This window comes from Mucilaginibacter sp. HD30 (assembly GCF_054061755.1).
Genome location: NZ_JBSSEO010000001.1, coordinates 1,821,829 through 1,847,418, shown reverse-complemented (window position 1 = coordinate 1,847,418; position 25,590 = coordinate 1,821,829). Strand labels below are relative to the sequence as shown.

27 protein-coding genes and 1 riboswitch are annotated in these 25,590 nt (G+C 41.7%); of the genes, 14 read left to right on the top strand and 13 right to left on the bottom strand.

Annotated features, from left to right (window positions below):
- Positions 1–59: 59 nt before the first annotated feature.
- The gene (locus ACVW2L_RS08950; protein WP_457127622.1) at positions 60–1,016 is read left to right on the top strand and encodes a GDSL-type esterase/lipase family protein; all 957 of its coding nucleotides are present in this window, start codon (positions 60–62) and stop codon (positions 1,014–1,016) included.
- On the opposite strand, the gene ACVW2L_RS08945 is transcribed toward ACVW2L_RS08950, so the two are convergent.
- From ACVW2L_RS08945 to ACVW2L_RS08915, 7 genes are all read right to left on the bottom strand, one after another.
- Positions 1,017–1,181 carry a hypothetical protein gene (locus tag ACVW2L_RS08945; protein ID WP_457127621.1) on the bottom strand — a complete coding sequence of 55 codons (165 nt, stop codon included), beginning with the start codon at positions 1,179–1,181 and terminating at the stop codon, positions 1,017–1,019. It lies immediately after the preceding gene.
- A 54-nt stretch (positions 1,182–1,235) separates the two neighbouring features.
- Positions 1,236–1,433, bottom strand: coding sequence for a hypothetical protein (locus ACVW2L_RS08940; protein ID WP_457127620.1), 198 nt, complete (start codon positions 1,431–1,433; stop codon positions 1,236–1,238).
- Positions 1,434–1,486: 53 nt separating this feature from the next.
- Entirely contained in the window at positions 1,487–1,756 is a 270-nt protein-coding gene (locus tag ACVW2L_RS08935) for a hypothetical protein (RefSeq protein WP_457127619.1), read from the bottom strand.
- A 60-nt stretch (positions 1,757–1,816) separates the two neighbouring features.
- The gene (locus ACVW2L_RS08930) at positions 1,817–2,086 is read right to left on the bottom strand and encodes a hypothetical protein (protein ID WP_457127618.1); all 270 of its coding nucleotides are present in this window, start codon (positions 2,084–2,086) and stop codon (positions 1,817–1,819) included.
- A gap of 60 nt (positions 2,087–2,146) precedes the next feature.
- Positions 2,147–2,416 carry a hypothetical protein gene (locus ACVW2L_RS08925; protein WP_457127618.1) on the bottom strand — a complete coding sequence of 90 codons (270 nt, stop codon included), beginning with the start codon at positions 2,414–2,416 and terminating at the stop codon, positions 2,147–2,149.
- Positions 2,417–2,468: 52 nt separating this feature from the next.
- Positions 2,469–2,762: a hypothetical protein gene (locus tag ACVW2L_RS08920; RefSeq protein ID WP_457127617.1), complete on the bottom strand. Its 294-nt coding sequence runs from the start codon at positions 2,760–2,762 to the stop codon at positions 2,469–2,471.
- Between the two features lie 69 nt (positions 2,763–2,831).
- Positions 2,832–2,990 (bottom strand): hypothetical protein, encoded by a 159-nt coding sequence (locus ACVW2L_RS08915; protein ID WP_457127616.1) that lies wholly within the window; start codon positions 2,988–2,990, stop codon positions 2,832–2,834.
- Positions 2,991–3,568: 578 nt separating this feature from the next.
- Between ACVW2L_RS08915 and ACVW2L_RS08910 the strand changes: the two genes are divergently transcribed.
- Positions 3,569–5,002, top strand: a complete 1,434-nt coding sequence (locus tag ACVW2L_RS08910) for a tetratricopeptide repeat protein (RefSeq protein ID WP_457127615.1) — start codon at positions 3,569–3,571, stop codon at positions 5,000–5,002.
- Between the two features lie 15 nt (positions 5,003–5,017).
- Here the strand turns inward: ACVW2L_RS08910 and ACVW2L_RS08905 are convergent, their stop codons facing one another.
- From ACVW2L_RS08905 to ACVW2L_RS08890, 4 genes are all read right to left on the bottom strand, one after another.
- Positions 5,018–5,308 (bottom strand): hypothetical protein, encoded by a 291-nt coding sequence (locus ACVW2L_RS08905; RefSeq protein WP_457127614.1) that lies wholly within the window; start codon positions 5,306–5,308, stop codon positions 5,018–5,020.
- A 149-nt stretch (positions 5,309–5,457) separates the two neighbouring features.
- The gene (locus ACVW2L_RS08900; protein WP_457127613.1) at positions 5,458–5,826 is read right to left on the bottom strand and encodes a helix-turn-helix domain-containing protein; all 369 of its coding nucleotides are present in this window, start codon (positions 5,824–5,826) and stop codon (positions 5,458–5,460) included.
- 157 nt (positions 5,827–5,983) lie between these two features.
- On the bottom strand, positions 5,984–8,269 hold the full coding sequence (locus ACVW2L_RS08895) for an ATP-dependent helicase (protein WP_457127612.1): 2,286 nt from the start codon (positions 8,267–8,269) through the stop codon (positions 5,984–5,986).
- Between the two features lie 124 nt (positions 8,270–8,393).
- The gene (locus ACVW2L_RS08890; RefSeq protein ID WP_457127611.1) at positions 8,394–8,858 is read right to left on the bottom strand and encodes a hypothetical protein; all 465 of its coding nucleotides are present in this window, start codon (positions 8,856–8,858) and stop codon (positions 8,394–8,396) included.
- A 162-nt stretch (positions 8,859–9,020) separates the two neighbouring features.
- On the opposite strand from ACVW2L_RS08890, the gene ACVW2L_RS08885 reads away from it, so the two are divergent.
- The 10 genes from ACVW2L_RS08885 (at position 9,021) to rplT (ending at position 17,728) form a co-directional block, all read left to right on the top strand.
- Positions 9,021–10,613, top strand: a complete 1,593-nt coding sequence (locus ACVW2L_RS08885) for an FAD-dependent oxidoreductase (protein ID WP_457127610.1) — start codon at positions 9,021–9,023, stop codon at positions 10,611–10,613.
- Positions 10,614–10,636: 23 nt separating this feature from the next.
- Positions 10,637–11,800: a pyridoxal phosphate-dependent aminotransferase gene (locus ACVW2L_RS08880; protein WP_457127609.1), complete on the top strand. Its 1,164-nt coding sequence runs from the start codon at positions 10,637–10,639 to the stop codon at positions 11,798–11,800.
- Between the two features lie 29 nt (positions 11,801–11,829).
- Positions 11,830–12,828: a Hint domain-containing protein gene (locus ACVW2L_RS08875; protein ID WP_457127608.1), complete on the top strand. Its 999-nt coding sequence runs from the start codon at positions 11,830–11,832 to the stop codon at positions 12,826–12,828.
- Between the two features lie 63 nt (positions 12,829–12,891).
- Positions 12,892–13,620, top strand: coding sequence for a (Fe-S)-binding protein (locus tag ACVW2L_RS08870; protein ID WP_457127607.1), 729 nt, complete (start codon positions 12,892–12,894; stop codon positions 13,618–13,620).
- Between the two features lie 48 nt (positions 13,621–13,668).
- Entirely contained in the window at positions 13,669–13,908 is a 240-nt protein-coding gene (locus ACVW2L_RS08865) for a hypothetical protein (RefSeq protein ID WP_457127606.1), read from the top strand.
- Between the two features lie 68 nt (positions 13,909–13,976).
- Complete coding sequence (locus ACVW2L_RS08860) at positions 13,977–14,150, top strand: hypothetical protein (RefSeq protein WP_457127605.1); 174 nt, start codon at positions 13,977–13,979, stop codon at positions 14,148–14,150.
- Positions 14,151–14,472: 322 nt separating this feature from the next.
- On the top strand, positions 14,473–16,398 hold the full coding sequence (thrS, locus tag ACVW2L_RS08855; RefSeq protein ID WP_457127604.1) for a threonine--tRNA ligase: 1,926 nt from the start codon (positions 14,473–14,475) through the stop codon (positions 16,396–16,398).
- Between the two features lies 1 nt (position 16,399).
- Positions 16,400–16,966, top strand: coding sequence for a translation initiation factor IF-3 (infC, locus tag ACVW2L_RS08850; RefSeq protein ID WP_457127603.1), 567 nt, complete (start codon positions 16,400–16,402; stop codon positions 16,964–16,966).
- 142 nt (positions 16,967–17,108) lie between these two features.
- Positions 17,109–17,309: a 50S ribosomal protein L35 gene (rpmI, locus tag ACVW2L_RS08845; protein WP_457127602.1), complete on the top strand. Its 201-nt coding sequence runs from the start codon at positions 17,109–17,111 to the stop codon at positions 17,307–17,309.
- Between the two features lie 74 nt (positions 17,310–17,383).
- The gene (rplT, locus tag ACVW2L_RS08840; RefSeq protein ID WP_377097889.1) at positions 17,384–17,728 is read left to right on the top strand and encodes a 50S ribosomal protein L20; all 345 of its coding nucleotides are present in this window, start codon (positions 17,384–17,386) and stop codon (positions 17,726–17,728) included.
- Positions 17,729–17,965: 237 nt separating this feature from the next.
- Here the strand turns inward: rplT and ACVW2L_RS08835 are convergent, their stop codons facing one another.
- Entirely contained in the window at positions 17,966–20,842 is a 2,877-nt protein-coding gene (locus tag ACVW2L_RS08835) for a PAS domain S-box protein (RefSeq protein WP_457127601.1), read from the bottom strand.
- A 499-nt stretch (positions 20,843–21,341) separates the two neighbouring features.
- Positions 21,342–22,103: an SRPBCC family protein gene (locus tag ACVW2L_RS08830; RefSeq protein ID WP_457127600.1), complete on the bottom strand. Its 762-nt coding sequence runs from the start codon at positions 22,101–22,103 to the stop codon at positions 21,342–21,344.
- 86 nt (positions 22,104–22,189) lie between these two features.
- Positions 22,190–22,395, top strand: a riboswitch (cobalamin riboswitch).
- Between the two features lie 103 nt (positions 22,396–22,498).
- Between ACVW2L_RS08830 and ACVW2L_RS08825 the strand changes: the two genes are divergently transcribed.
- A complete protein-coding gene (locus ACVW2L_RS08825) occupies positions 22,499–24,523 on the top strand; it encodes a TonB-dependent receptor plug domain-containing protein (protein ID WP_457127599.1) in 2,025 nt (674 codons plus the stop codon).
- Between the two features lie 9 nt (positions 24,524–24,532).
- Entirely contained in the window at positions 24,533–25,588 is a 1,056-nt protein-coding gene (locus tag ACVW2L_RS08820; protein WP_457127598.1) for a YncE family protein, read from the top strand.
- Positions 25,589–25,590: the final 2 nt, after the last annotated feature.

Below are 25,590 nucleotides of genomic sequence, written 5' to 3'. Positions count from 1 at the left end.
ATGAAATGCCATAATGCTTTTATATCTTTGCATTTAACCCATTATTTATTATTGATTAAATGGATTATCGGAAGATAATTTACGGTTGTATTTTATTTTGCTTTGTTAATTTAACAGCATATGCGCAGCTACCCAGTTGCAGCGCGGCTGCTCGTTTTTATTCAAAGGACAGCATCAATGTAACCACATTTGGCGCAAGCACGGTAAATGGTGTAGGTGGTTTTTCTTTTCAGAATTTTCTTAAAAACAACATACAGTCGTGCTATACAGGTATTATTGTTACCGTAACCAAAGATGCTGTATCAGGCGAGACCTCAACACAGGGCTTAAAACGGTTCCCCGGAGCTATAGCTGATAAAACAGGTTTTGTGTTGATATTGATAGGTGCTAATGATGCCCTGGCCTTGGTTAACAAAACTATGACCATAAGACAAACCGAGGCCAATATGCGTTACTATATTGAAACCTCGTTAAAGAATAATCTTATACCAATTATAGGATCCATACAGTTCTTCAATGACAAGAACAACCAAAACCTTAAAACGGCGAATTTATATGTTGGCCAAATAAACGGCTTATACAGAAGGTTGGCGAGAGACTATAAAGTGTATTTTGCAGATATAAACCGGGCCCTGGGGCGCGACTTTAATTTATATCAGGATGTTGTGCATCCTAACGAGGCTGGGTATAAACTAATTAGTTTTGTGTGGTTTGATGCCATTAACCAGGCAATTGATGATAAGTTGCTGCTGATAGGGTTAAATCAAAATTATCCTAATCCGGCTTCAACGCGCACACGCGTCGGGTTTAGTTTATCGCAAGCGGGCAGGGTAGTAATAAACCTTTATAATATGCAAGGTAAATTTGTAAGAAATTTATTTGATGCCTACCAAAATGCAGGTTACCAGGAAACGGAGGCTGTACTTAACGGGCTTACGCCGGGTGTATACATTTACAGTATGCAGGTAGGGGGGCAGGTGCTTAGTAAAAAAATGATAGTTATTCAGGGTTACTGATCAGTCGGCAGTAGCCAACGCTGCAGTTAATGTGGTAGTTGTGGTCTTTTCTGCAAGTATCTTTTTTTCCAATTTCAAATCCACCTTCTCGCTTTTGCGACTAATTGATAAAGCAGTTAATCCGGTTGAAAGTAGTAATACAGCTGTGATGGATATCTTTTTCATCTGAAGTGTAGTGGGTTCTTTCTGAGATATTTTAATTACTAAATGCTTAAAGACTTAGTCGGCAGTACCCAAGTTGTTTTTTTCAGTTCTGTCAGCAGTACCCAAATTGTTTTTCTCTCCGGTTCTGTCAGCAGTACCTAAGTTGTTTTTCTCAGTTCTGTCGGCGGTGCCTAAATTATTCTTCTCGCCGGCGAAAGTTGTAGATACACCTGCTGTTAAAATGATTGCTGCTGCTATGATAAATTTTTTCATAATCGTTATTTAATAATGTGATTGTTGAGGTTATATGTGTAGTTAGTTTTATATTAAAATCTGTCGGCAGTACCCAGGTTGTTTTTCTCGTTTCTATCTGCAGTACCCAAGTTGTTTTTCTCGGTTCTATCAGCAGTACCCAAGTTGTTTTTTTCAGTTCTGTCAGCAGTACCCAAATTGTTTTTCTCTCCGGTTCTGTCAGCAGTACCTAAGTTGTTTTTCTCAGTTCTGTCGGCGGTACCTAAATTGTTTTTCTCGCCGGCGAAAGTTGTAGATACACCTGCTGTTAAAATGATTGCTGCTGCTATGATGAATTTTTTCATGATCGTTATTTTATAATGTGATTGTTGAGGTTAATTTGATTAGTATATGTTGGTTTATTATTAAGATCTGTCGGCGGTACCCAAGTTGTTTTTTTCAGTTCTGTCAGCAGTACCTAAGTTGTTTTTTTCAGCCCTGTCAGCAGTACCTAAGTTGTTTTTTTCGGTTCTGTCAGCGGTACCCAAATTGTTTTTCTCTCCGGTTCTATCAGCAGTACCTAAGTTGTTTTTCTCAGTTCTGTCGGCTGTTCCTAAATTGTTTTTTTCGCCGGCGAAAGTTGTAGATACACCTGCTGTTAAAATGATTGCTGCTGCTATGATGAATTTTTTCATGATCGTTATTTTATAATGTGATTGTTGAGGTTAATTTGATTAGTATATGTTGGTTTATTATTAAGATCTGTCGGCGGTACCCAAGTTGTTTTTTTCAGTTCTGTCAGCAGTACCTAAGTTGTTTTTTTCAGCCCTGTCAGCAGTACCTAAGTTGTTTTTTTCGGTTCTGTCAGCGGTACCCAAATTGTTTTTCTCTCCGGTTCTATCAGCAGTACCTAAGTTGTTTTTCTCAGTTCTGTCGGCTGTTCCTAAATTGTTTTTCTCGCCCGCGAAAGTCGTAGATACACCTGCTGTTAAAATGATTGCTGCTGCTATGATGAATTTTTTCATGATCGTTGTTATGTATATTGTTGTAATTGGTTAAATACTATTTCTGGTTATATTAAGATCTGTCGGCCGTACCTAAGTTGTTTTTCTCGCCGGTTCTATCGGCCGTACCTAAGTTGTTTTTTTCGCCGGTTCTGTCAGCAGTACCTAAGTTGTTTTTTTCGCCGGTTCTGTCAGCAGTGCCCAAATTGTTTTTCTCGCCTGTTCTGTCAGCAGTACCTAAGTTGTTTTTCTCGCCTGTTCTATCGGCAGTACCTAAATTGTTTTTCTCACCTATAGCTGAAACAGCAAAAGTTGTGTTGATTCCTATTGATAAAAGGATTGCTAAAACGATAGTAATTTTTTTCATTCTTATAATGTTTATTAATTTTTATAATGCTTATACGTGTTTAATACTTCAATTTCTGTCGAAATCGAGTTAGTCTGCAGTTGCCAATACAGCTACTCCGTTGTTAACCGAAACTTTCTCAACTTGAAGAGATGTTGCTTTTTCAGTTGTATTTGGAGTGATAGTTTTTATCAATGACAATATTCCAACTGATAATACGATTGCTGCTGTTAAGATGATCTTTGACATGATATTTTGATTTGATAATTAGAGTAATAGTTAATTGATTGATGTGTTATTTATGTTAGTCTGCTGTTGCCAGAAAACTTTTTGTTGAAAAATTATTCAAAGAAAAAACAGTTCGGTCTATCCTTATAACTTCTCTTTTTGTGCAGGCTACCAATACTGCAAAAAGAAAAACCCATGTTGTAGTTAAAATGTATTTTTTCATAGTTCTTATTTTTTTAACTTATTATGATATTTTATAAAAAATAGGTTACATGTATTAATTAATAGTTAATATGTATCACGAGTTTTTATGCTTTGCTCTTGCAATCCGGCCATTCTTATCTGGCATTTAACTATCGGTTTTCGCTATGTTCCCCTTTTTTCTTTATCTATATTTTTAAAATTTAATAGTTAATAACTAGTTTGTATAATTTTGATATTCAAACACTTAACAGGGCAAATATATGTATATGTTTCATTAATTACAAAGCAACATTCATAAAAATAATTTCTCCATTTACCCTTGTTTTTTTGCAGAATGAAAAATATATACCTTATTATTTATAACTTTCACCATAATTAAACGTAAAAGTGATTTAATGAGGAAAATCTACGCGTGTTTGCTTTTTTTATTAGTTACTAGCTTTGTATACGCAAATAATAATCAGGATGTTACGGCTAAGGATACAAATGAAGTAATAGCGTTAAATAAACATGGCTACGACAACCGCCTTATTGACCCTAAGCAGACCGTTGTTTATGCGGAAAGAGCCCTGAAACTTGCCTCCCAACTAAAATTTGAACGTGGTGTTGCCGAGGCCTATCGCATTAAAGGCATTGGCCAGTATTATCTAAACAACCCTGACAGCGCTTTAAACCGATATTTTGAGTCGCTTACCATCTACGAAAAACTAAAAGATGAACGTGGAGCAGCAAAGGTCAATAATAACATAGGTAACCTCTATCAGCTTGTTGACTACGATAAAGCGTTGGAATATTTTAGCAAGGCCGAAGTTATTGCAAACAAGTACCGTGATACAAATCTGATAGCTTCGTTAAGCCTTAACATGGGCAATATTTATAACCGCAAAAATGCTTATGAACAAGCTAAGACCCATTACAACAAGGCGCTGCAATTGTTTACTATTCTACAAAACGACGTTATTTTAGTACAATGTCTGGAAAATTTAGGTTTTTTATATTACCAGTTGCGTGATTTTCCGAAGGCTAAAGCACTCTTATTGGAAGCGCATGACAAAGCTAAAGCAAAAGACATGAAGTCGTCATTGGCGGCGATTAATCTTACGTTAACGGATCTTTACGTTTCTGAGGGGAATTTTACAGAAGCTGAAAAATATCTTACCGAGGGTCGTACATATTCTATCCTTATTGATAATAAGAAGGATATTTATGATTACAAACATACTGCCTATGAAATGGCTCTTAAACGTAAGAAGTACAAAGAAGCGTTGGATTATCTTATCAATATTTATCAGGAAGACAGTGTAAGTTTTCGTAGCAACGCATCTGTAAGATTTGAATTTTTTAAAAAGGAAAATGCTAAGGCCGTAAAAGATTTATCGGATAAAAAGGATGCAGAAACATCTGTGATAAAATTCTGGGCTGTTACAGTTGTGGCGTGTTTGTTAGCGGTGGTTATTGTATTATTATTTGTTAGCGTTAAACGTAAGGCTACAACCAACCTGCAATTACAACAGCTTAACGAAGAGATATCCAGGCAAAAAGATAATCTGGATCGAATAAATCACCACCTTGAAGAAATAATTGACGAAAGAACCAAAGACCTGCAAGCAAAGAATAGAAAGTTGTCAGAATACTCATCTTATTTGTCGCACCAGATACGTGGGCCCATAGCTACTCTTAAAGGCCTTATGAATTTGGAAAATGAAGGATTAGTTGACCAGGCAGAGTGCATCAACCTAATGGGTAAGTGTGTGGCTGAAATTGACGATAAAATTATTGAAATGAGCGATATGTTGCACGAACCGGAAAGGGAATCAGAATCGTCATAATAAACGCTTACCGTTTTAGCTGGGCCATGTAGGATGTATGGTGGCTGTTTCCATCCATCCCGAATAAGCGCAATACCATGATATCATATGTAAAATAAGGTCTTTCCGGTGCCGCCGATAACCGCGTGTTTCAAATGCTATTCGCTCGTCGCCGGCTGTTACAAAAAATCTTACTTCGCCTTTACTGGGGGTAAACACAGCACTTAATAGATTTATTGCCTTAACTTTTAACTTGGTTTCAGCATCGTGTATGGTGTCTGTAGTTGTTGCACCGCTTGCCTGAGTTGATATCAAATAATTAGCCATGGCTTAGTATTAATTCAGATTTATACTGCAATTTCTTTATCAGTTAATAGCGTGCTAAAACCAGGCCAAACATATACAATCATGCAACCGCCTTGTTTGGAACGTCATTTAGTTAGTATTAGTTAGGGAGATACTTAAACGCTTTTATATTATGAAGTGATCTTGCTGTTACGCAATTCTTCATACAATAAAATAACCTTGCGTTGCAGGTTCACTATTTCTGATTCGCGGTCAAGTAGCTTTTTTTGAACAATACTTAAGTTTGAAGGTTGCTGATCAATAGGTTGTTCGGCATCCATTGACAATATTTGTACAACATTCACTTCATAGATATTAGCGATCTGCTCAAGACGCGAAAGATTGATATCAGTTACGCCGGTTTCAATTTTTGAAAAGGCGGGTATTGATATGCCCAATTTATTTGCCACATCTTCCTGGCTCCAGCCATTTTGATGGCGGAAAGCGCGAATGTTTTTGCCTACACTTTTGTTGGTCTTCTTCTTCAAATTTTCGTTCATGATTTTAATTTTTTAATTGTGAAAAAAATTGGGTTATCATTACGAAACCAAAACGTATGCCATATTAATTATAAGGCATATTTAAGCTGAAAGGCAACAAAATTTGTTATCGGGATTTAATTTTGGGGCGTTAATTCCCCATTAATTGGGTAATTAATTAATTATTGGTTACAATGGATAGCTTGGCAAACTTTAAAAGCAATTGCTTTTGCCCAATTTCTTTAAAGAAAATAGTCGCTTTAATATCGGGCTTGTTACCTTCCATGCTTATCACTTTGCCAAAACCAAAACGCTCATGCTCTACTTCCATACCCACCTGCAGGTTTGATGTATTCGAAGGTTTAAAATTAACCGACGGTACATGGGCCTTTGCCAGTATAGATGTGGTTTTAACCGGTGCGTTGGTTCCAGTTTTAGGCTTAGGCTTTGAAAAACTGTCACTGCGCCCCCAGGCCGTGCGTTCATCATCATAAGATGAACTGCTGCTTGCGGCAGGCTTTGCAGTAAAATCAAGCTCAAGATATTGCGCGTCTATCTCATCTAAAAACCTGCTTGGTTCGCAGTTTATAAGTGTACCAAATTTAAAGCGGGATGTAGCGTAACTTAATGATAACTTAGTTTCTGCCCGGGTAATGGCAACATAAAAAAGCCGGCGCTCTTCTTCCAGATCACTGCGCGAATTGAGCGACATTTGCGACGGAAACAGATTTTCCTCTAAGCCCACTACATATACCTGCGGAAATTCCAGCCCTTTTGAAGAGTGTATGGTCATTAGCGATACCGTATCAGCATCCTTGTTTTTATCGTTATCATCATTAGTAAGCAAGGCAATGTCTTGCATAAAAACATCCAGACCTTTCTCTTCCAGATCCTCGCGCTCACTAAACTCCTTAATACCGTTAAGCAATTCCTGTATGTTCTCGTAACGGTTAAGTCCTTCAACAGATTTATCTTCGTACAGATCTTTCAGCAGGCCCGAGTGCTGGGCTATATATAAAGCCGCCTCATAAGCTGTTTGTGTTTTGGTTAACACCTGGAAGCTCTGTATCATGGTAGCAAAAGCCATTAACTGCGCTGGTGCTTTTTCTAAATACCTGGGAGCTTCCAATATAATTTCAAACGGACTAAGTGCATTTTTATCTGCTGCTACAATTATTCTGTCTACAGTTGTATCACCTATACCGCGTTTGGGATAATTGATTACGCGTTTAAGCGCTTCTTCATCATTAGGGTTAAATGTAAGCCTGAAATAGGCTATCAGGTCCTTAATCTCTTTACGTTGATAGAAGGAGAGGCCCCCATATATTTTATAAGGAATACCCAGTTTTCGCAGGGCTTCCTCCATTGATCGCGACTGTGCGTTGGTGCGGTACAAAATGGCAAAATCATGCCATTTAAGGCCCTTGGTGCTGCGCTCCTGCATTATCCCTTCAGCAACTATGTTGCCTTCCTCGTTATCGCTGAAAGCGCGCATAACCTTTATCCGGTCGCCTTGTTCTTTTTCAGAAAAAACGTTCTTTTTAAGCTGCTCTTTATTATTGGCGATAATGCTGTTGGCAACATTTACTATGTTTTGTGTAGACCGGTAGTTCTGCTCCAGTTTAAAAATCTTCAGATCTGGGTAATCCTTCTCAAAGTTGAGTATGTTCTGGATATTGGCACCACGGAATGCGTAGATACTCTGCGCATCATCACCCACCACACAAATATTCTCGTTAACTGCCGCAAGCTTTTTCACAATCAGGTATTGCGAAAAGTTGGTATCCTGATACTCATCAACCATTAAATATTTAAACTTATGCTGATACTTGTTAAGCGTTTCCGGAAAAAGTTTCAGCAACTCGTTGGTTTTAAAAAGCAAATCGTCAAAATCCATAGCACCGGCACGAAAGCAGCGGTTAACATAGGTCTCGTAGATCTTACCCAACATACCGCGACCGCTTGAAAAATCGTCGGCCTGTATCTGCTCGTTGTTTTGATATTCCTGCCACGATACGAGGTTGTTTTTAGCAGCCGATACCCGGTTAAGTACAAAGTTTACGCTGTACAGCTTATCATCCAGGTTCATTTCTTTTAAAACGGCCCTGTAAACGCTCTTGCTATCGTCGGTATCATATATAGTAAAGTTGTTGGGGTAGCCTATTTTATCGGCTTCAACCCGCAGCAGCTTGGCAAATACCGAGTGGAAGGTGCCCATCCATATGTTCTTCGCTTCAGGGCCCACCAGGTGCATTATACGCTCGCGCATTTCGCGTGCGGCTTTGTTGGTAAAGGTAAGCACCAGTATATTAAACGGATCAACCCCGTTGGCAATTAGGTGCGCCACCCTATAAGTAATAACCCTTGTTTTACCCGAACCTGCACCGGCTATAATCATTACCGGCCCGTGTATTTGCTGTACGGCCGCCGCCTGTTCGGTATTCAATCCCGCTAAGTAATCCAATGCTGTCTCCCCTTGTTTTATAAGGCCGCTAAATTAGTGATTAAGGCCTAGAGATTAAAGATTAGTTGTTAAAGATTACAGCCCGGCAATAACAATTGAATCAGCCTCGTTAAGAGGTTGGCCACTAAAACCCCCTAAAATTAGGTCTGCTTATCAGTGGCGAAAACGACCATGGTACTGAACTGAGAATTATAAGCAAACCAACTGTAAACCAAATTGCCATTGTTTTATATTTCTGCTTATCACTCTCTTTTTTTTTAGCTTTTACAGATCCTATTGTAATAACAATTATCCCGATCAGCATCATAAAAATATGCTCCATACCAAAAAACCTTATGATACGCTCGTGCACTGCTGTGCTGAAGTTATGCAGGAAATAAGAAACAATTGGACTGATAAAATACAGACAAACGCCCAGTATTAACTGGATATGCGCTATTGTGGCAGTAATGTGTCTTACCGAATCATCAAACTTTAAATAAGGTTTATTTAATAGCCAACCCCTGTAAGCACGAAAAATGGCAAAAATCAGGCTGCCTAATACCAGCCATCGGGTTAAGGAGTGTAAAGCTAATAAGGTTGGATACATATGATCATGGACGATTGAGAGTGGGAAATATTTTAAAATAGTTGATTTTTTGCGTTTCCTGCAATGTGAAATTTCTCTTTGTCCCTCTTTTTTCTTAATTTCCCGCTATAAATGCCGCAAGCATTTTAGTTAACTGAAAACTTCCTGATAAAGCTGCATAAATTGGAAAAATTTACCAGGCGAAATTTTTTGAGTAAAGGCGCTATGCTTGCAGGAGCGGCGTATCCGGCTATGTTGGCTTTGGGTATGTTAAAACCATCAGAGGCACATGCGTTTGATTTGCCCGGCAGCGGTAACGGCAAAAAGATCATTATCTTGGGAGGTGGTTTAGCAGGTATGACGTGTGCCTATGAGCTCACCAAATTAGGTTATAACTGTACCATTTTAGAGGCCCGCAAACGCGCAGGCGGGCGATGTTTCAGCATCCGTAACGGTGCTACCAATACCGAAATTGACCGACCAACCGCCACTGCAACTTTCGACCCGGACCTTTACTTTAACGCCGGCCCATCGCGCATTCCGCACCACCACAAACTAACTTTACAATACTGCAAAGAACTGGGTGTACCCATCCAGGTATATAACAACGTTAACGAGGGTGCCTATTATTTTGCCGAAGGAACAGGGCCATTATCCAACAAAAAGATCCGGGCGCGCGAAGTGCATAACGATATGCGCGGTTACATGACCGAACTGCTATCTAAAAGTATTGATAAAAGCGGTTTAAATGCCGGCCTTGGTAAAGAAGATGTAGAGAAAGTTATGATGTACCTGGCTGCCGAAGGTGGTTTGGATATTGACAAGCTCTACAAGGCATCGGCCCGTCGCGGCTATACCGAAGCACCCGGGGCAGGCAATCAGTCGGGAAAGGTGGCCGAAGCGAATAAATTAGCCGATATGCTGCACTCCGGTTTATTAGACCCCGATTTTTATAATGTGGCTGAATATACCTACGAGTTGCAAATGACGATGTTCCAGGCCGTTGGCGGGATGGATAACATTGCGAAAGCATTGCAAGCTAAGGTAGCTACAATGCTTAAATTAGATGCCGAGGTTACCGCCATTACCAACTTAGCCGAAGGCGTTAAAGTTGCCTACAAAGATGCGACTGGCGCACACGAGTTGCAGGGCGATCTGTGCATATGCACTATACCGCTGCCGGTACTCAGTAATATCAACACAAATTTTTCTGGCGATGTAAGCAGGGCCATTGATTACATTGCCTATATAAAAACAGGTAAAATAGGTCTGCAGTTTAAGCGCAGGTTTTGGGAAGAGGACGATCAGATCTACGGCGGTATAACCCATACCAACAACGAGCTTACGCAGATATTTTACCCATCAAACGATTATTTGGGCAAAAAAGGAATATTGATAGGCTATTATAACTTTGAGGAAAAGGCCCATAACACAGGCAAGTTAAGCTATACCGACCGCGAGAAGCTGGCGCTGAAAAAGGGCCGGCTGATACATCCACAGTATGATAAAGAGTTTGAAAAATCGTTCTCGGTAAGCTGGCACAACACCAAATACAATATGGGCGGCTGGGCCGAGTATGATACCGATACCCGTAAAAACTATTACCCGGTACTATTAAAACCAGACAGACAGGTATACTTTGCCGGTGAACACATGACGTATTTAAACGCCTGGATGGCAGGTGCATTTGAGTCGGCACGGAGCGTAGTGGCCGCTGTTCATGCAAGGGTAACAGAGCAGCGGGTGAGCTACCCGGCCAATAATACTAAAGGTTAAATTAACACATAAATTAAAAGGATATGGCAAACATCAATCGCAGAACCTGGATCAGAACCAGCGCTTTAATGGCCGGTGGCGCGGCTTTTCTGCGCGGTGGCGTAGAAAAATTATCGGCCATGCCGGTATTAACACGGGCAAAAACCACAGCTATAAAAGAGCAAACTTTTTTAGAGAGCATTCCACCCGAGTTAAAGGCGCGGTTGAACGCGAACGAAAACCCGTTCGGGCCGTCGCCCGCAGTTAAAAAAGCCATACAGGATACCATTGATATTGGTTTTAGATATCCAATAAATCTTTACGGCCAGTTGGTTGATAAAATAGCAACGTTTGAGGGCGTTAAGCGCGAAAATATTTTGATGAATGCAGGTTCATCGCCTTTACTGTTAGCTGCAGCTATGGAGTATAGCAAAGGAGGGAAAAGTATCATCACCGGTGATCCGTCATACGACGACCTGCCATCAACAGCCGAAGGTTTTGGCGGAAAATGGATAAAAGTACCGCTAACACCCGAGTTTAAACTTGATCTTGATGCGATGGAAGCTAAGGTAGACGATAATACCGGCTTGGTTTACATCTGCAATCCAAATAATCCTACCGCCACTATTTTAGACACTGCAAAGCTGAAAGCCTTTATTGAGCGGGTGTCAAAGAAAGCACCTGTGTTTATTGATGAGGCCTACATTGATTACCTGCCCGACCCGAAAGCTGCAAGTATGATGAGCGCGGTTATAGCCGGGCATAATGTTATTGTAGCGCGTACATTTTCAAAACTTTACGGTTTTGCAGGCTTACGCTGCGGCTATTTAATTGCACAACCCAAAACGGTTGATATGTTAGGTAATTTAACATCAGGGGCATTTAACATGTCGGCTACAACTGTGGCAGGCGCCATAGCTGGCTATAACGAAACTGCCTTTTTGCAGGATGCACTTAAAAAAACCAATGCCTCTAAAGAATTTCTTTACAGCGTGTTGAAAAAGGAGGGATACAACTACATTACATCATCTACTAACTTCGTTCTGTTCCCAATTAAAATGGAAGGACGCAAGTTTGCTGAAGAAATGGCTAAACGCAGCGTAGGTATCCGTACCTGGCAAATAGCAAACCAGCATTACTGTCGGGTAAGCATAGGCACTATGGATGAGATGACAGCCTTTGCCGAAGCCTTTAAACAGATCTCATAATAAATAATATCGCTTAAAATATTAAAACAATGCGCAGATCACTTTTTACTATTTGTTTGCTTGTTATAGGTACGTTGGCATTTGGCCAAACGGCAACCCCTAATCCGCGGCCATTAACTATGGACGAATACAAGAAAGGCAAAACCTTCTCCATAGCCAACTTGGATGAAGAAACCTATGTTAAATTTGAAAACACATTTGTACTGGATAGGTACGAGGGCCGCAAACCTTACTTTATTACCGGCAGCGATGGTTTGAAAAAGCGCATAGACCTGTACAAATTTGTAGCCCGCGAAGGTTTGCAGGAATTAGGCCTGATGGTGTTTTACACCTCAGAAACCGGCAAAAAGTACCAGGCGCTTGTACCTAATTTTACTGCCGATGCCGCCGTTTGGGAAACTTACTTTGATGATATTGACAATATTAACAAGGTAGAAAAGAACTTTATATTGAAGCTTTCTTACGTGCTTTCTAAAGAGTTGAGCTTTCAACATTATAAGGTAATTAACGGAGGTAAGGTTTCTAAAGACGAATCGGCAAAGTATGGCACGGCTATCTGTTTCCCGGGGGATGAGTTGGTTACGATGAGCAACGGTGCGAAAAAGCAATTGAAGGACGTAAAAAGCGGCGATAAGATTATTACCGTTGACCCGGTTACACATCAATCGTCTGCAACAGTTGTTAAAGAGCTTACCCAACACGAGCCCGAAAACTATGCACTTACACAATTGGTTTTAGTAGCGGCAAAGGAGCAAGATGCCGTTAATGGTTTGAAGATTAATTTATCTGCAAAAGTTGTCAAAGCTACACCTAATCACCCCATGTTAACCAAAAACGGCAACAGCAAAATAGGTGATATAGGATTAGGCGAACAAGTGCTTTGCCTGGACGAAGCAAGCGGAAAATACGAAACTTACACCGTTTTGCAAAAAAACGAACATGCCGAAGGCACGCAAAAGGTATATAATATAGTTGCTGAAAAAGGTAGTACACTTATAGTGAACGGGGTAATGGTACTGCAAAAGTAATGTTGTGCAGGTAATTACATTGGGTTATGGCTTACTCAAAAGTTTTTCTGAAATTAGCCACCGATGAAAACCGAATTGTTTATTCCCTGCTTTATAGATCAGCTTTTTCCGGATACTGCATTTAATACTGTGAAACTGCTTGAAAAGGCAGGCTGTGAAGTACACTATAACCCGGAGCAAACCTGCTGCGGTCAGCCGGCGTTTAACGCCGGTTTTTGGGACGAGGCTAAAACAATTGGACGTAAGTTTTTGGATGGCTTTTCAGATGACAGCGTAATTGTTACGCCATCAGCATCATGCACGGGCATGGTGAAGAATTATTATAATGATCTGTTTACCAACACAACCGTGCATAACCATTGCCGTAATGTTCAAGGTAATATTTTTGAGTTATCCGACTTTCTGGTAAACATTATCCATTTTGACAACTTTGGCGCTGAGTTGGAAGGCAGAGCTGTTTACCACGACAGCTGCTCGGCCTTGCGCGAATGCAAGATCAAGGAAGAACCGCGTCAGCTTTTATCAAATGTATTGGGATTAGAATTGGTTGATTTACAACAAGGTGATACCTGCTGTGGTTTCGGCGGTACCTTCGCGGTTAAGTTTGATGCGATATCCGCCGCCATGGCCCAGCAAAAAGTTGATTTTGCTACGGAGGCCGGCGCAGATTATATTATATCTACCGATGCTTCATGCTTGTTGCATCTGCAAAGCTACATAGACAAAAATAGTCTATCGATAAAAACCATGCACCTGGCCGATGTGCTGGCGCATGGATGGGGGAATGTTTAATTTACGATTTTAAATTTACGAAATACGATTTTGTGGCAGCCAATTTGCATGGATTTCTCTATGCAACGCTACCTATCAGCAGAAAAAAATACCGGCGTTATTGCTTATGAAATTGTGCCCGATGGTATCAGCATAAAGTTCAGGGATGGCTCGGTGTATCTGTATACAATTCAAAGTTCAGGCAGAAAGCATATCGCTCAAATGCAGCGCTTAGCTCAAAAAGGTGAGGGGTTAACGACATATATTAACCAGCATGTCCGCGAAAATTATCAGGAAAAACTCAATTAGCCTATATCAGCCACTTCTGGTTTTGGCATGAAGCTTGTTTTATTGCAATTACACTAATATTTAAAGCCATGGAAAACTGGGTGTATTATGCAGTAGGTGTTTTTGTAATAGCAATGATATACATACTCGCCATTGGCGGAGCCGCAATAGTTGGGGGTAGATTTGACAACTGGAAAAGCCACATCATCAATCGTACCAAGGGCGTTTTTCGCTGGAAGCGGAAGAAATTTCAGCGCTACTAAGATTGTATTTAGTAAGCTTTGATAGAGCCAGAACTTACCCCCATCAAAACAGACCGTACCATCCGCTTAAGGCTTTCTGGTCTATAGACTATCACACATAGTATTGACCGCCTTCTCTACCGGCAATTCTTTTCATCTCATTTTTCCAACCATAACGTTTATCTGGTTTTATATAACAGATAAAAATCCTAAATTCGCGTCACAAAATTAAGATCGCGTTAGTAGGCGATTGACTAAAAATTAAATTTTTAAACCGTGGCTTTTTAAAAGCCTTTCCTTTTTAGGGGGAGGGTTGGACAGGGGCGACAAATCATGTTTGTAGATGATCAAGATTACACTACCCGACGGTTCCGTTCGTGAGTACGAGCAGGGAATTACTTCTATGCAGATAGCGCTGTCTATCTCTGAAGGTTTAGCACGAAACGTATTAGCAGCCGAAGTTGATGGCGAGGTTTGGGATGCCAACCGCGCTATAGAAAAAGACTCGCAGGTTAAGTTATTGACCTGGAACGATGTAAAAGGCAAATCAACTTTCTGGCACTCATCGGCCCACATGATGGCCGAGGCGTTGGAGGCACTATATCCTGGCACCAAATTCGGTATCGGGCCGGCTATCGAGACCGGTTTTTACTATGATGTTGATTTTGGTGACAAACCCTTTTCATCAGAAGAGTTTAAAAAGATAGAAGATAAAATGCTGGAACTGGCTAAGGCTAAAGAGGAGTTTACCCGTAAACCTGTTAGCAAAGCCGATGCGATAGCTTACTTTACAGAAAAAGGGGATGAGTACAAGTTGGATCTGATAAAGGATCTGCCTGATGGCGCCATTACTTTTTATACACAAGGAAACTTTACTGATCTGTGCCGCGGGCCGCACATCCCTAATACAGGTTTTGTAAAGGCTGTTAAGTTGATGAGTGTTGCCGGTGCCTACTGGCGCGGCGATGAAACCCGTAAGCAGCTTACCCGTATCTATGCCGTTACTTTCCCTAAAGCAAGCGAACTGACTGAATATCTGCGTATTTTGGAAGAAGCCAAAAAACGCGATCACCGTAAATTAGGTAAGGAACTGGAACTTTTTGCTTTTTCTGAAAAAGTGGGTATGGGCCTGCCTTTGTGGTTGCCGAAAGGCACCGCCTTGCGTGAGCGTTTAACCAACTTCTTACAAAAGGCCCAGGTTAAAGCCGGTTACGAGCAGGTAATTACGCCGCACATCGGCCACAAAAATCTGTACGTTACTTCCGGCCACTATGAGAAGTATGGTGCTGATTCTTTTCAACCGATAAAAACCCCGCAGGAAGGAGAGGAGTTCTTTTTAAAACCAATGAACTGCCCGCATCATTGCGAGATCTATAAAACAAAACCACGCTCTTACAAGGATCTTCCGGTGCGTTTGGCGGAGTTTGGTACCGTTTACCGTTACGAGCAAAGCGGCGAGCTGCACGGCTTAACCCGTGTGCGCGGCTTTACGCAGGATGATGCCCACTTGTTTTGCCGCCCCGACCAGGTAAAGGATGAGTTTAAGAAAGTAATCGACCTGGTACTATACGTGTTCGGCGCACTGGGCTTTGAAGACTACACTGCACAGATCTCGCTGCGAGATCCTGAAAATAAAGCTAAATATATAGGCACTGACGAAAATTGGGCCCTGGCCGAATCAGCTATTATTGAAGCTGCCGAAGAAAAAGGTTTAAAAACCGTTGTTGAGTTAGGCGAAGCCGCTTTTTACGGCCCTAAGCTGGACTTTATGGTGAAAGACGCCATTGGCCGTAAATGGCAATTGGGTACCATTCAGGTGGACTATAACCTGCCTGAACGTTTTGAACTGGAATATACCGGCAGCGATAACCAAAAGCATCGCCCGGTAATGATCCACCGTGCGCCGTTTGGCTCAATGGAGCGCTTTGTTGCTGTGTTGATTGAGCATTGCGCAGGTAATTTCCCGCTGTGGTTGTCGCCGGAGCAATTTATTATTTTGCCTATCTCAGAAAAGTATGAAGATTATGCAAAAAAACTTTCAGATGAGTTAAAAGATTCCGATATTTGCGGGCTAATTGACTTCAGGGACGAGAAGATAGGGCGTAAGATACGCGACGCTGAGGTTAAAAAGATCCCCTATATGCTGATAGTTGGCGAAAAAGAGACCGAACAAAATGAGGTTTCTGTTCGCAGACATGGGCAGGGTGATCTGGGAAGCATGAGTATTGAAGAATTAAAAAAGCAAATAATAAAAGAAATAACCGTATAACTTGGCATTAAACAAACCATTCAACAGAGGACCAAGGCTTCCTTTCAAGAAGAAAGAAGCTGAACACAACATTAATCAATTTATCAGGGCCGCAGAAGTTCGTTTAACGGGCGACAATGTAGAGCAGGGTATTTATGCTTTAAAAGATGCTTTAGCAATAGCTGAAGAGCAAGAGTTGGATCTGGTTGAGATATCGCCTAACGCTGTTCCGCCGGTTTGTAAAGTAACTGATTATAACAAGTTTATTTACGAGCAGAAGAAGAAGCTTAAAGAGATAAAAAGTAACGCCAAGCAAACTGTTATTAAAGAAATACGCTTCGGACCGAACACTGATGACCATGACTTTGATTTTAAATTGAAGCATGCCACCAAGTTTTTAGAAGCAGGCGAAAAGGTGAGGGCCTACGTACACTTTAAGGGCCGTGCAATTGTTTACAAAGAGCAGGGCGAGATATTGCTGCTGCGTTTTGCACAAGCATTGGAAGAAGTAGGCAAGGTGGAGCAATTACCAAAGCTGGAAGGAAAGCGGATGTTTTTAACCGTTGCCCCTAAGCTGGGTAAAAAATAGCGATGTGCAGATTTCAGATGTGCGGATGTGCAGATGAAGTTTGTTGAGTAAGATTTAAAGATGTGCAGATTGTTTTATACAGATGTACAGATGAAGATAAAGCGTTGAGAAACGCCTGTAACTAACAAAAATAAATAACGACATGCCAAAAATGAAAACCAATTCCAGTGCTAAAAAGCGTTTTAAGCTTACTGGAACCGGTAAAATTGCAAGAAAGAGCGCGTTTAAAAGCCACATCTTAACCAAGATGAGCACTAAACGTAAGCGTAACCTTACTCATGGAACATTAGTATCTGATGCTGATATGGGTAACGTAAAACGTATGCTTGCAATCGGAAAGTAATTAACAAATTAATTAACCAGGTATTAGAGTATTAAAGTCCTTTAAAAGGCACTCACTACCAAAAACAACAAAAAATGCCACGTTCAGTTAACGCCGTAGCGTCGAGAAGACGCAGGAAAAGGATCATGAACCTCGCCAAAGGTTATTGGGGTTCACGCAGCAAGGTTTACACCATTGCTAAAAACACAGTAGAAAAAGGTTTACAATATGCTTACCGCGACCGTAAGACCAAAAAACGCGAATTCCGCGCGCTTTGGATCCAACGTATCAACGCCGGTGCTCGTCAGTACGGTATCTCTTACTCACAATTAATGGGTAAATTAAACGCTAAAAACATCGGTTTAAACCGTAAGGTATTGGCTGATTTAGCGATGAACAATCCTGATGCTTTTAAAGCAGTTGTTGACGCAGTAAAATAAATTACAGGATCTCACTAATTTGTTGGTGATTTTACAGATTAAAGGCTTTCCGGTATTCGGAAGGCCTTTTTTTATTATAGCGGCACTTGCTTGCGCTGCATTCTTGCGCCAGCGGGGCCGTATGTTATGGCTTAGCAAATCAATTATCAAATAATTATATTTTTTGACAAGGGAACGTACATTTTCTGCAACACCCCGCAAAACCAAAAAAACTCCGGCAAAGTAGCCTAAAAACCGCTATTCACCTAAATCATCACAGTTTGCCTTTCCAATAATTTCATGGATGACGGCATCCAGCTCCTCTGCAGAGACCTTCAAATAAGATAACACCTGGGGCAACGACTCCTGGTTTTCAGGCTCCATGGCCATGTCGGTAAGCCCGATAATGCGGGCCAAAGGCGCCCGTACAATGTGCGATTGTGACCAGGCAATTTCTCGCAATTGTTTATTCTGCGCCTCAATAGCGGTAAGATAATTCATGCGTTCTGTTATATCGCGTTCAATTGCGATGTAATTTTTCACCTGCCCACCGGCATCAGCAACCGGCGCTATTGCAAGCGAGGCCCAGTAAGGCTGGCCGTCCTTTTTATAAAACACAGCTTCAATAGCACAACTTTCCCCATCTTTCATAGCCTTGATAAGCCTTTCAATCAGGAGCGCATCTGTTTCCGGCCCGTGTAGCAAAGCTATCCCACCCAAATTGATCTCGTCACTTGTATAGCCCGTTAATTTGGTAAAAGAGTTGTTTACGTAAATAACAGTAGGTAGCTGATCGTCGTCTCCAACCGATGTGATCATTACCGCGTCAGTCGTATTAGTGATCACAGATTCCAACAGTTTTAAATGATGTTCCTCCTCCTTTTGATTTGTTACGTCTTTCATAGCGCCTATCATCCGCAATGGCTTGTCATGCTCGTCTCGAAGCACCACCGCGTTACTGGAGGTAATGGCATAGGAGTGGTCAGCTTTTTTAAACCGGTATTCGTCTCGCCAGCGCTCATTCAGTTCGCCCTTAAGTACTGCCTGGATACTCGTTAACACGTGGCGACGCTCATCCGGGTGCAGCCGCTCCAACATCCAGTCTATCGGCACCATCTGACCTGCCTGCCCGTAACCAAAAAGCGTAGCAAAGCCTTCGCCTATCCACACCATATTTGTTGAAATGTCCCAGTCCCAAATGGCATCGGAGGCAGCTTTAGCAGCCTGGCGAAACCGTTCATTGCTTTGTAAAAGATTGGCTTCGGCATTCACCTGCTCGGTAACATCGCGGCAAATAACCATCCGGGCCGCCCGGCCAACAAAGTCAATTGGGTGACCCGTGATATCTACCAGGATAACTGTCCCGTCTTTTTTAAGGTGCCGCCAGTACTTTTGCGGTTTATAAGTTTGTTCGGTCAGTTGTGGCAATGTTTTTTCAAACACATCAACATCTTCTGCCGGTCGGAGATCCTTAATGTTCATGTTAAGAAACTCGGCCCGGCTGTATCCGTAATGATGAATAGCCGCTTTATTAACTTCTAAAATACGCAGCGATTGCGTGTCATAGATCCACTTAGGCAAGGGGCTAAGGTCAAATATTTTATGATATTTTTCTTCAGAGCGTTCAATATTCTGTTTAGCAAACTGTAATCTTAACTCGGCCTCAACACGTTCAGTCACATCCCTGAAATTATCTATTATGCCGCCTATTGCCGGATCATGCAGCATGTTGGTAAAAGTAGATTCTATCCATCGCCAGGTGCCATCGTGGTGCAACACTCTGTACGCCTTAACATTTACAGGTACACCCGGATGGGCAAACACATCATCTATTGCGTGCCTTATGTTTCCCAGATCTTCTTTGCGTACGGTGCTGAAAGGTTCAAACAGAAGTGTTTCAGACTCCGTAAAGCCGGTGATATGTTCGCCTGCAGGCGAGACGTATAAGACCCTTCCATCGGCAGACCTAATCGCTATGGCATCTGCATTATTCTCCACCAGCCCCCGAAACCGCTTTTCGCTGCGAAACATCTTTTCCTCCGCACTTTTTTGTGCGGTGATATCCCGCCCTGATATGCACAAGCCTACCGTTTTTTCGCCTTCCAGAACAGGGTTTATGCTGAAACAATACCAGCATAAATTTCCGTCGGGGCCAGGGTAAGCCTTTTCATAAGCTATTGGCTCACCGGCAATTGCTTTGGTCGCGGCCATTTTAAACAGCAGGCGCCGGTCTTCGGGCAGATAATCTAATAGTGACGTGCCCGGTGTTACCACCTTCCCCGCGGCATGCTGAAAGATCAATATATTTGCTTTGTCGTTAGATGCGATGATGGCTAAATCGGTATCAACCAATACAAATCCCTCAACCGTATGGTTAAATATCGCACGTAAATTTTCCTCTGGAGCTTTCCACTTCCGTGTATCAATAATTTCGGTACAGTAGCGTTCGCCTTCTGCTTCATTAAAAAGCCTGACTGATGAATATTCGCAAGGGAACCGCAGACCACCGGGTAAAATTCCGGTAGTTTCGCCTTTAACTGTTCCAAACTGCTCTTGTTGCATTAACAATTGTTGCAAACGCGGGTCGTCCTGATCCAGCAGATCATAACGGGTAAACTTGGTAGCAGTTACTTTGGTGAAGCCAAACAACTCGCATGCAGCCTGATTTACTGCTAACACCCGCCCCTCGCCGTCTGATAAGAAAAAGGGATTTTGCGCCGTCTCAAAAATGTGTTCATACGTAAGCTTTCCCACTGAGGCGTTTTCATGCACTATTTGAAAAATGTAAGCTACGTTACCTGCACCATCAAACACCGGGATATATTCGGGATCCCAATATCGTAAACGATTGCTTATGGGGTAGGGTATGATGCCCGGGGTTTGCGGTTGCTTAAGTTGTATAGCGCTGCGGATACTCCGCCCGGTGCGACTGATAGGAGACTGGGGATCGCCGGGCTGCAGATCGGGAAATACATCAAACAGGGGTCTCCCGCATAAGTCTTCCCTGGTACGGGACAGCAGTTGAAGATAAGCGTCATTAGCGCCAAGGATTTCAAATTGCTCATCGACTGCTAACAGCAGTGCGGCCACAGGAAAATCTTCAAAAACAGGTTTAAGTTTTTCAATCGTCAGCATGTAAGGTATCTTTGGTATTCCTGTTAGGAATACTAATATAGCCTATGTGGAATGATAGTTACAAATTTTTCTTAGAAATTAAGTTCCGTAGTTATTAGTTGTAAATGTTATTTCTTGATAATCAACGAATAAAGCAATAAGAAAAAATGATGCGGCTACCACACGCGTGCTGTACTTTGCAATTCAAAAACCTGCTGTTGCAAAAGTGTTGCTAAACTGTTGCTTTTGTGTTGCTATTCTGTTGCAATTTATGGCAAAAAACAGCCAATTTTACCAATAGACAATAATTTGATAATTAGCATGTTAATAACATTTTACAGCTGATTATACTGACGAATAAGTTATTACAGTTTAAAAATTCAACTACCTGTAAATCAAATAATTATATTTTTCCAAAAGGGGAACATACATTTTTCTGCAACACCCCGTTAAACCAACAAAAAAAGCCCCGGAAAACGGGGCTTCTTTAGCATACAATTTCTGTGAGAGTAGCAATATTTTAGTGCTTAGCTTCTGCCTTATGGGTAATGCTGCCGTTACGTTGTACGGGTTTTAAACTGTTGTCAATGTCCATGTACTGCTTAAAGTTACGCACATCGGTATCCACCATATTTTTAAACACCGGGTTTAACAGGTTGGCTATGCTTGCACCAACCCCACCTGCCGGCGGCTGGTAGCTGATGATCACATCAACAATGGTTCCGTTGCCATCGGCAGCATCCCTAAAGAAAACCTTGCCGGCATTGTCTATGATTGAGCCGGGTAATGAGCTCCATCCAATTACCTCGCCCGGTTTATCTTTAACGATCTGGGCATCCCAGCTTACGGTACCAACGCCTGTAGGCAGCCGCAATATCCAGTGCGAGCGGGTGTCGTCCACTTCTTCAACGCTTTCCAGGTGGTTCATAAATAGGGGTAGGTTATCCAGCTTGCGCCAAAAATCATATACTGCTCTGCGGGGTTTATCAATAACAAAAGCCGACTTGATAGTTACATCCACCGGCTCCTGGCTGTTTTTGCCAATAGACTCGTAAATATTACAATGCCCGCTTATGCCCCTGTTTAACAGGTAACCGCCCGCGCCCAGCTTCAATAAACTAAACAGCGGACTTTTAAACAGGCCCTTGAGTCCAGAAAAGGTAAACTTAACGCCGGCCGCTATTGATATATAACGCTCGGGCCAGTTAAGGTTAATTGGCTCCTCCCTAAGCGGAAGAGACTTGTAATTTGATATAGTGGGTGTTAATGCTCGTGTTGCCATAATGCTCTATTAACAGCATAAATGGCATACGGTTTTAAAAAGTGTGGTTAGGTGAGCCGATACTTGCCATTGGCTGATACTTATTGTACATTTGCCACGCTTTAGGTTTCCCGGAAGGTGGCAACATCACCGGGAATTAAAAGGGAATACAGTGTAAATCTGTAACTGTCCCGCAGCTGTAAGCTCCATAACCAAACGTCCAATCAATTGGTCACTACCCCGAATGTTCGGGATGGGAAGGCCGGACAGGAGGGGAGCAAGTCAGAAGACCTGCCCATAGCCATATTAATTCACAGCTTTCGGGGATTGAAGCTTGAATGTGAAATACGCTATAATACCGGCGTGCTTTCATTCTGACGCATCCCGTCTCCGCGTGCTGTAAGTTTCTTGCAACCGTGAAAATAACAGCTGTAATAAGGGCATTTTATGATAGATCATTACCTCGCCGACTGGCGTTGGTGTTGGCTGTGCTTCCGTTTCACCAGGTTTTAGCACAATCAGACACCACTAAAAAACTAAAGGAGGTGGTGATCTCCTCATCGCGGGCTGAGTTATTGAAAAGCATCACGCCGGCACAGCAAGTAAAGGCAGACCAGTTTATCCGCTACAGCGCATTTAACATAGCCGATGCCATACGCGGTTTCTCTGGTGTTACCATAAAGGATTATGGCGGCGTAGGTGGCCTTAAAACTGTCTCGGTGCGTGGTTTGGGCGCTAATCACACAGCTGTTTTGCTGGACGGTATTCAAATTAGCGATGCCGAGAATGGGCAGATAGACCTGAGCAGGTTCAACCTTAATAACGTTGCCGAAATAACTCTTTATAACGGCCAGCCGTCTGATATTAACCAGCCGGCAAGGTCATCTGCCTCAGCTACAGTACTCTCTATAAAAACAATTAAACCAAATCTAACAGACGCAAAGCCTTATGCAATTACAGCAGGCTTAAAGGCAGGTTCGTTTGGTCTTATCAATCCATATCTGCAATGGCAGCAGCGATTGGGGAATCAATGGTCGTTTATTGTGAATGGGTATACAGAAAATGCAAACGGAAAATACGGCTATTACATTAATGATGGCAGTAAAGATATAAGGCAGGAAAGGGTGGCGGCTGATGTAAAAATTCAGCAAATAGATGGTGCGGTTTATTGGCAGGGTAAGGGCAGCAGCGCGTTTAACTTAAGGGTGAATTATTACCACGGCAACAGGGGGCTGCCAGGTCCGGTTGTTTTATACATACCTCCGCCTGAAGGGCAGCGGTTATGGAACAGTGATTTTTTTATGCAGTCCGGCTATCAAAAGAGTTGGAATAATGGCCTGCGCCTGCTGGTAAACGCCAAATATGCTAACAGCTACCTGCATTATTATAACCCTCAGTTTTTTAACTCAGACGGATTTTTAGATCAGCATTACCGCCAGCAGGAGTTTTATCAATCGGCATCCTTAGCCTACCTTATTACAAAAAACTGGGAAATATCTTACGCCAGTGATCTTGCTATTAATAGCATGACGGCTAACCGCCCTTTGTTTAAAAGCCCCACCAGGACTACTTTGCTAAATGTATTGGCTACCAATTTTAAAGTAGGCAAGTTAACCCTGCAAGGAAGTGTTTTGAATAGCAATATTAACGAAAGTGTTGCCACCGGCACAACATTACCCGATAGAAACGTGTTTTCGCCAACGTTAATGGCGAACTATAAGCTAGGTGAGCCGTTCACTGTTCGCGCCTTTTACAAGAATACATTCCGAGTGCCTACTTTTATTGAGTTATATTATCCCTACATAACCAATACCGGTCTTAGGCCTGAGTTTGCAGACCAATTTGATGTTGGCGCTACTTATGGTAAAAATCTGACGGGGGCAGTGGATTATCTCTCATTTACGGCAGACGTATATTTCAATAAGGTAAAGGATAAAATTATTTACACACCTAACGTATATGGTGGTTCAGTGCAGAATGTAGAAAAGGTTAATGGAGTTGGAGCTGATATTGGCATCAAAACCGAAACACGCTTTAGCAACGTCTACAAAGGTGTGTTAACGATTAATTATTCTTATCAGCGGGCAATGAACTTAAGTTACCCGGACGAATCGACCTACAAAAATCAATTGCCGTATACGCCGCAGCATCTTGTCAATCTAAATGCTGGCATTAATAGAAAGGGTTGGGGAGTTTATTATAATCAAGTTTTCTCGTCGCTGCGCTTTTATAATAATAATAATGATATAACCTTCCCAAATGATTACTTACCTGCTTACGGTTTAGCAGATCTATCTATTATTTACAAAGGAAGTTACAAGCTGTTGCCTTTTATGGTATCCGCAGAGATAAATAACCTTTACAGTGCGAGTTACGTCGTGGTGCGCAATTACCCCATGCCCGGCAGATCATTCAGAATTTCATTTCAAATAACTATATAACATAATCCCATGAAACAATTTAAACTCAACCACCTGATAACCGCGCTAACGTTTGTGGTGTTACTGGCATCCTGCAAAAAAAACGACCCAGTATTTACTTTACCTACGCAGGGTGTTTATGTGCTTAATCAGGGCAATTTCACCAATACCAATAGTACGCTTACCTATTACGACTATCTTGCTAAAACTACTTCGCCGGATATATACCAATCAGCAAATGGAAAAAAAATTGGCGACACCGGTAACGATGTAGGAATATATGGCAGCAAAATGTACCTGGTTATGAATGGCAGCAATCTGGTTACCGTGGCCAATGCAAAAACAGCTGTATTAACTAAGCAGATAACTATAGCTTCGCCCCGCTTTGTTGTTTTTTATGATAAGAGCGCGTTTGTTACGTCGTATAACGGTACCGTATCCGTTATCGATACCGCTACGCTTGCTATCACCAAAACCATTACAGTTGGGCGTGCACCAGAGCAAATGGCTATTTCTAACGGTAAATTATATGTGGCTAATTCAGGTGGTTTAGATTACCCCAATTTTGATAAAACTGTGTCGGTCATTGATCTTAATACGCTTACCGAAACTAAAAAAATAACCGTTACTGACAACCCAATTAGCTTGGCAGCCGATGCGTATAATAATGTTTATGTATTGTCATTAGGTAATTATGCTGCTACATCGCCGTCGGTAGATCCCGGGTTGACCATAATAAACACTTCTACTGATGTTGTAAAGTCAAAACCGGCCGTTAGCGTAGGTTATAACATTCCAATTATTGTGCAGGGCGATTACGTGTATTTTCCAACAGCCGACAACAAGATTACAATGTTTAATGCAAAAACACAAGCATTTGAAAAAGCCAATTTTATTACTGATGGTACTGTAATAACTAACCCTTTTGCTATTGCATTTGATAATTTAACTAAAAATATTTTTGTGGCTGATGCTAAAGATTACAAGTCAAACGGCACTTTAACAGCTTTTGATGCAACAGGCAAAAAAGTTTACACGGTTACAACAGGCATCAACCCAGGTAAAATTGCATTTATCAATAAGTAAAT

Bases quoted from the DNA above. Each gene is read 5' to 3' on its own strand.
- ACVW2L_RS08820 (WP_457127598.1), top strand. From the start codon at position 24,533: ATGAAACAATTTAAACTCAACCACCTGATAACCGCGCTAACGTTTGTG.
- ACVW2L_RS08945 (WP_457127621.1), bottom strand. From the start codon at position 1,181: ATGAAAAAGATATCCATCACAGCTGTATTACTACTTTCAACCGGATTA.
- thrS (WP_457127604.1), top strand. From the start codon at position 14,473: ATGATCAAGATTACACTACCCGACGGTTCCGTTCGTGAGTACGAGCAG.
- ACVW2L_RS08925 (WP_457127618.1), bottom strand. From the start codon at position 2,416: ATGAAAAAATTCATCATAGCAGCAGCAATCATTTTAACAGCAGGTGTA.
- ACVW2L_RS08935 (WP_457127619.1), bottom strand. From the start codon at position 1,756: ATGAAAAAATTCATCATAGCAGCAGCAATCATTTTAACAGCAGGTGTA.
- ACVW2L_RS08860 (WP_457127605.1), top strand. From the start codon at position 13,977: ATGGAAAACTGGGTGTATTATGCAGTAGGTGTTTTTGTAATAGCAATG.
- ACVW2L_RS08930 (WP_457127618.1), bottom strand. From the start codon at position 2,086: ATGAAAAAATTCATCATAGCAGCAGCAATCATTTTAACAGCAGGTGTA.
- ACVW2L_RS08835 (WP_457127601.1), bottom strand. From the start codon at position 20,842: ATGCTGACGATTGAAAAACTTAAACCTGTTTTTGAAGATTTTCCTGTG.
- ACVW2L_RS08900 (WP_457127613.1), bottom strand. From the start codon at position 5,826: ATGAACGAAAATTTGAAGAAGAAGACCAACAAAAGTGTAGGCAAAAAC.
- ACVW2L_RS08910 (WP_457127615.1), top strand. From the start codon at position 3,569: ATGAGGAAAATCTACGCGTGTTTGCTTTTTTTATTAGTTACTAGCTTT.
- ACVW2L_RS08950 (WP_457127622.1), top strand. From the start codon at position 60: ATGGATTATCGGAAGATAATTTACGGTTGTATTTTATTTTGCTTTGTT.
- rpmI (WP_457127602.1), top strand. From the start codon at position 17,109: ATGCCAAAAATGAAAACCAATTCCAGTGCTAAAAAGCGTTTTAAGCTT.
- rplT (WP_377097889.1), top strand. From the start codon at position 17,384: ATGCCACGTTCAGTTAACGCCGTAGCGTCGAGAAGACGCAGGAAAAGG.
- ACVW2L_RS08870 (WP_457127607.1), top strand. From the start codon at position 12,892: ATGAAAACCGAATTGTTTATTCCCTGCTTTATAGATCAGCTTTTTCCG.
- ACVW2L_RS08920 (WP_457127617.1), bottom strand. From the start codon at position 2,762: ATGAAAAAAATTACTATCGTTTTAGCAATCCTTTTATCAATAGGAATC.
- ACVW2L_RS08915 (WP_457127616.1), bottom strand. From the start codon at position 2,990: ATGTCAAAGATCATCTTAACAGCAGCAATCGTATTATCAGTTGGAATA.
- ACVW2L_RS08880 (WP_457127609.1), top strand. From the start codon at position 10,637: ATGGCAAACATCAATCGCAGAACCTGGATCAGAACCAGCGCTTTAATG.
- ACVW2L_RS08830 (WP_457127600.1), bottom strand. From the start codon at position 22,103: ATGGCAACACGAGCATTAACACCCACTATATCAAATTACAAGTCTCTT.
- ACVW2L_RS08875 (WP_457127608.1), top strand. From the start codon at position 11,830: ATGCGCAGATCACTTTTTACTATTTGTTTGCTTGTTATAGGTACGTTG.
- ACVW2L_RS08940 (WP_457127620.1), bottom strand. From the start codon at position 1,433: ATGAAAAAATTTATCATAGCAGCAGCAATCATTTTAACAGCAGGTGTA.
- ACVW2L_RS08890 (WP_457127611.1), bottom strand. From the start codon at position 8,858: ATGTATCCAACCTTATTAGCTTTACACTCCTTAACCCGATGGCTGGTA.
- ACVW2L_RS08865 (WP_457127606.1), top strand. From the start codon at position 13,669: ATGGATTTCTCTATGCAACGCTACCTATCAGCAGAAAAAAATACCGGC.
- ACVW2L_RS08905 (WP_457127614.1), bottom strand. From the start codon at position 5,308: ATGGCTAATTATTTGATATCAACTCAGGCAAGCGGTGCAACAACTACA.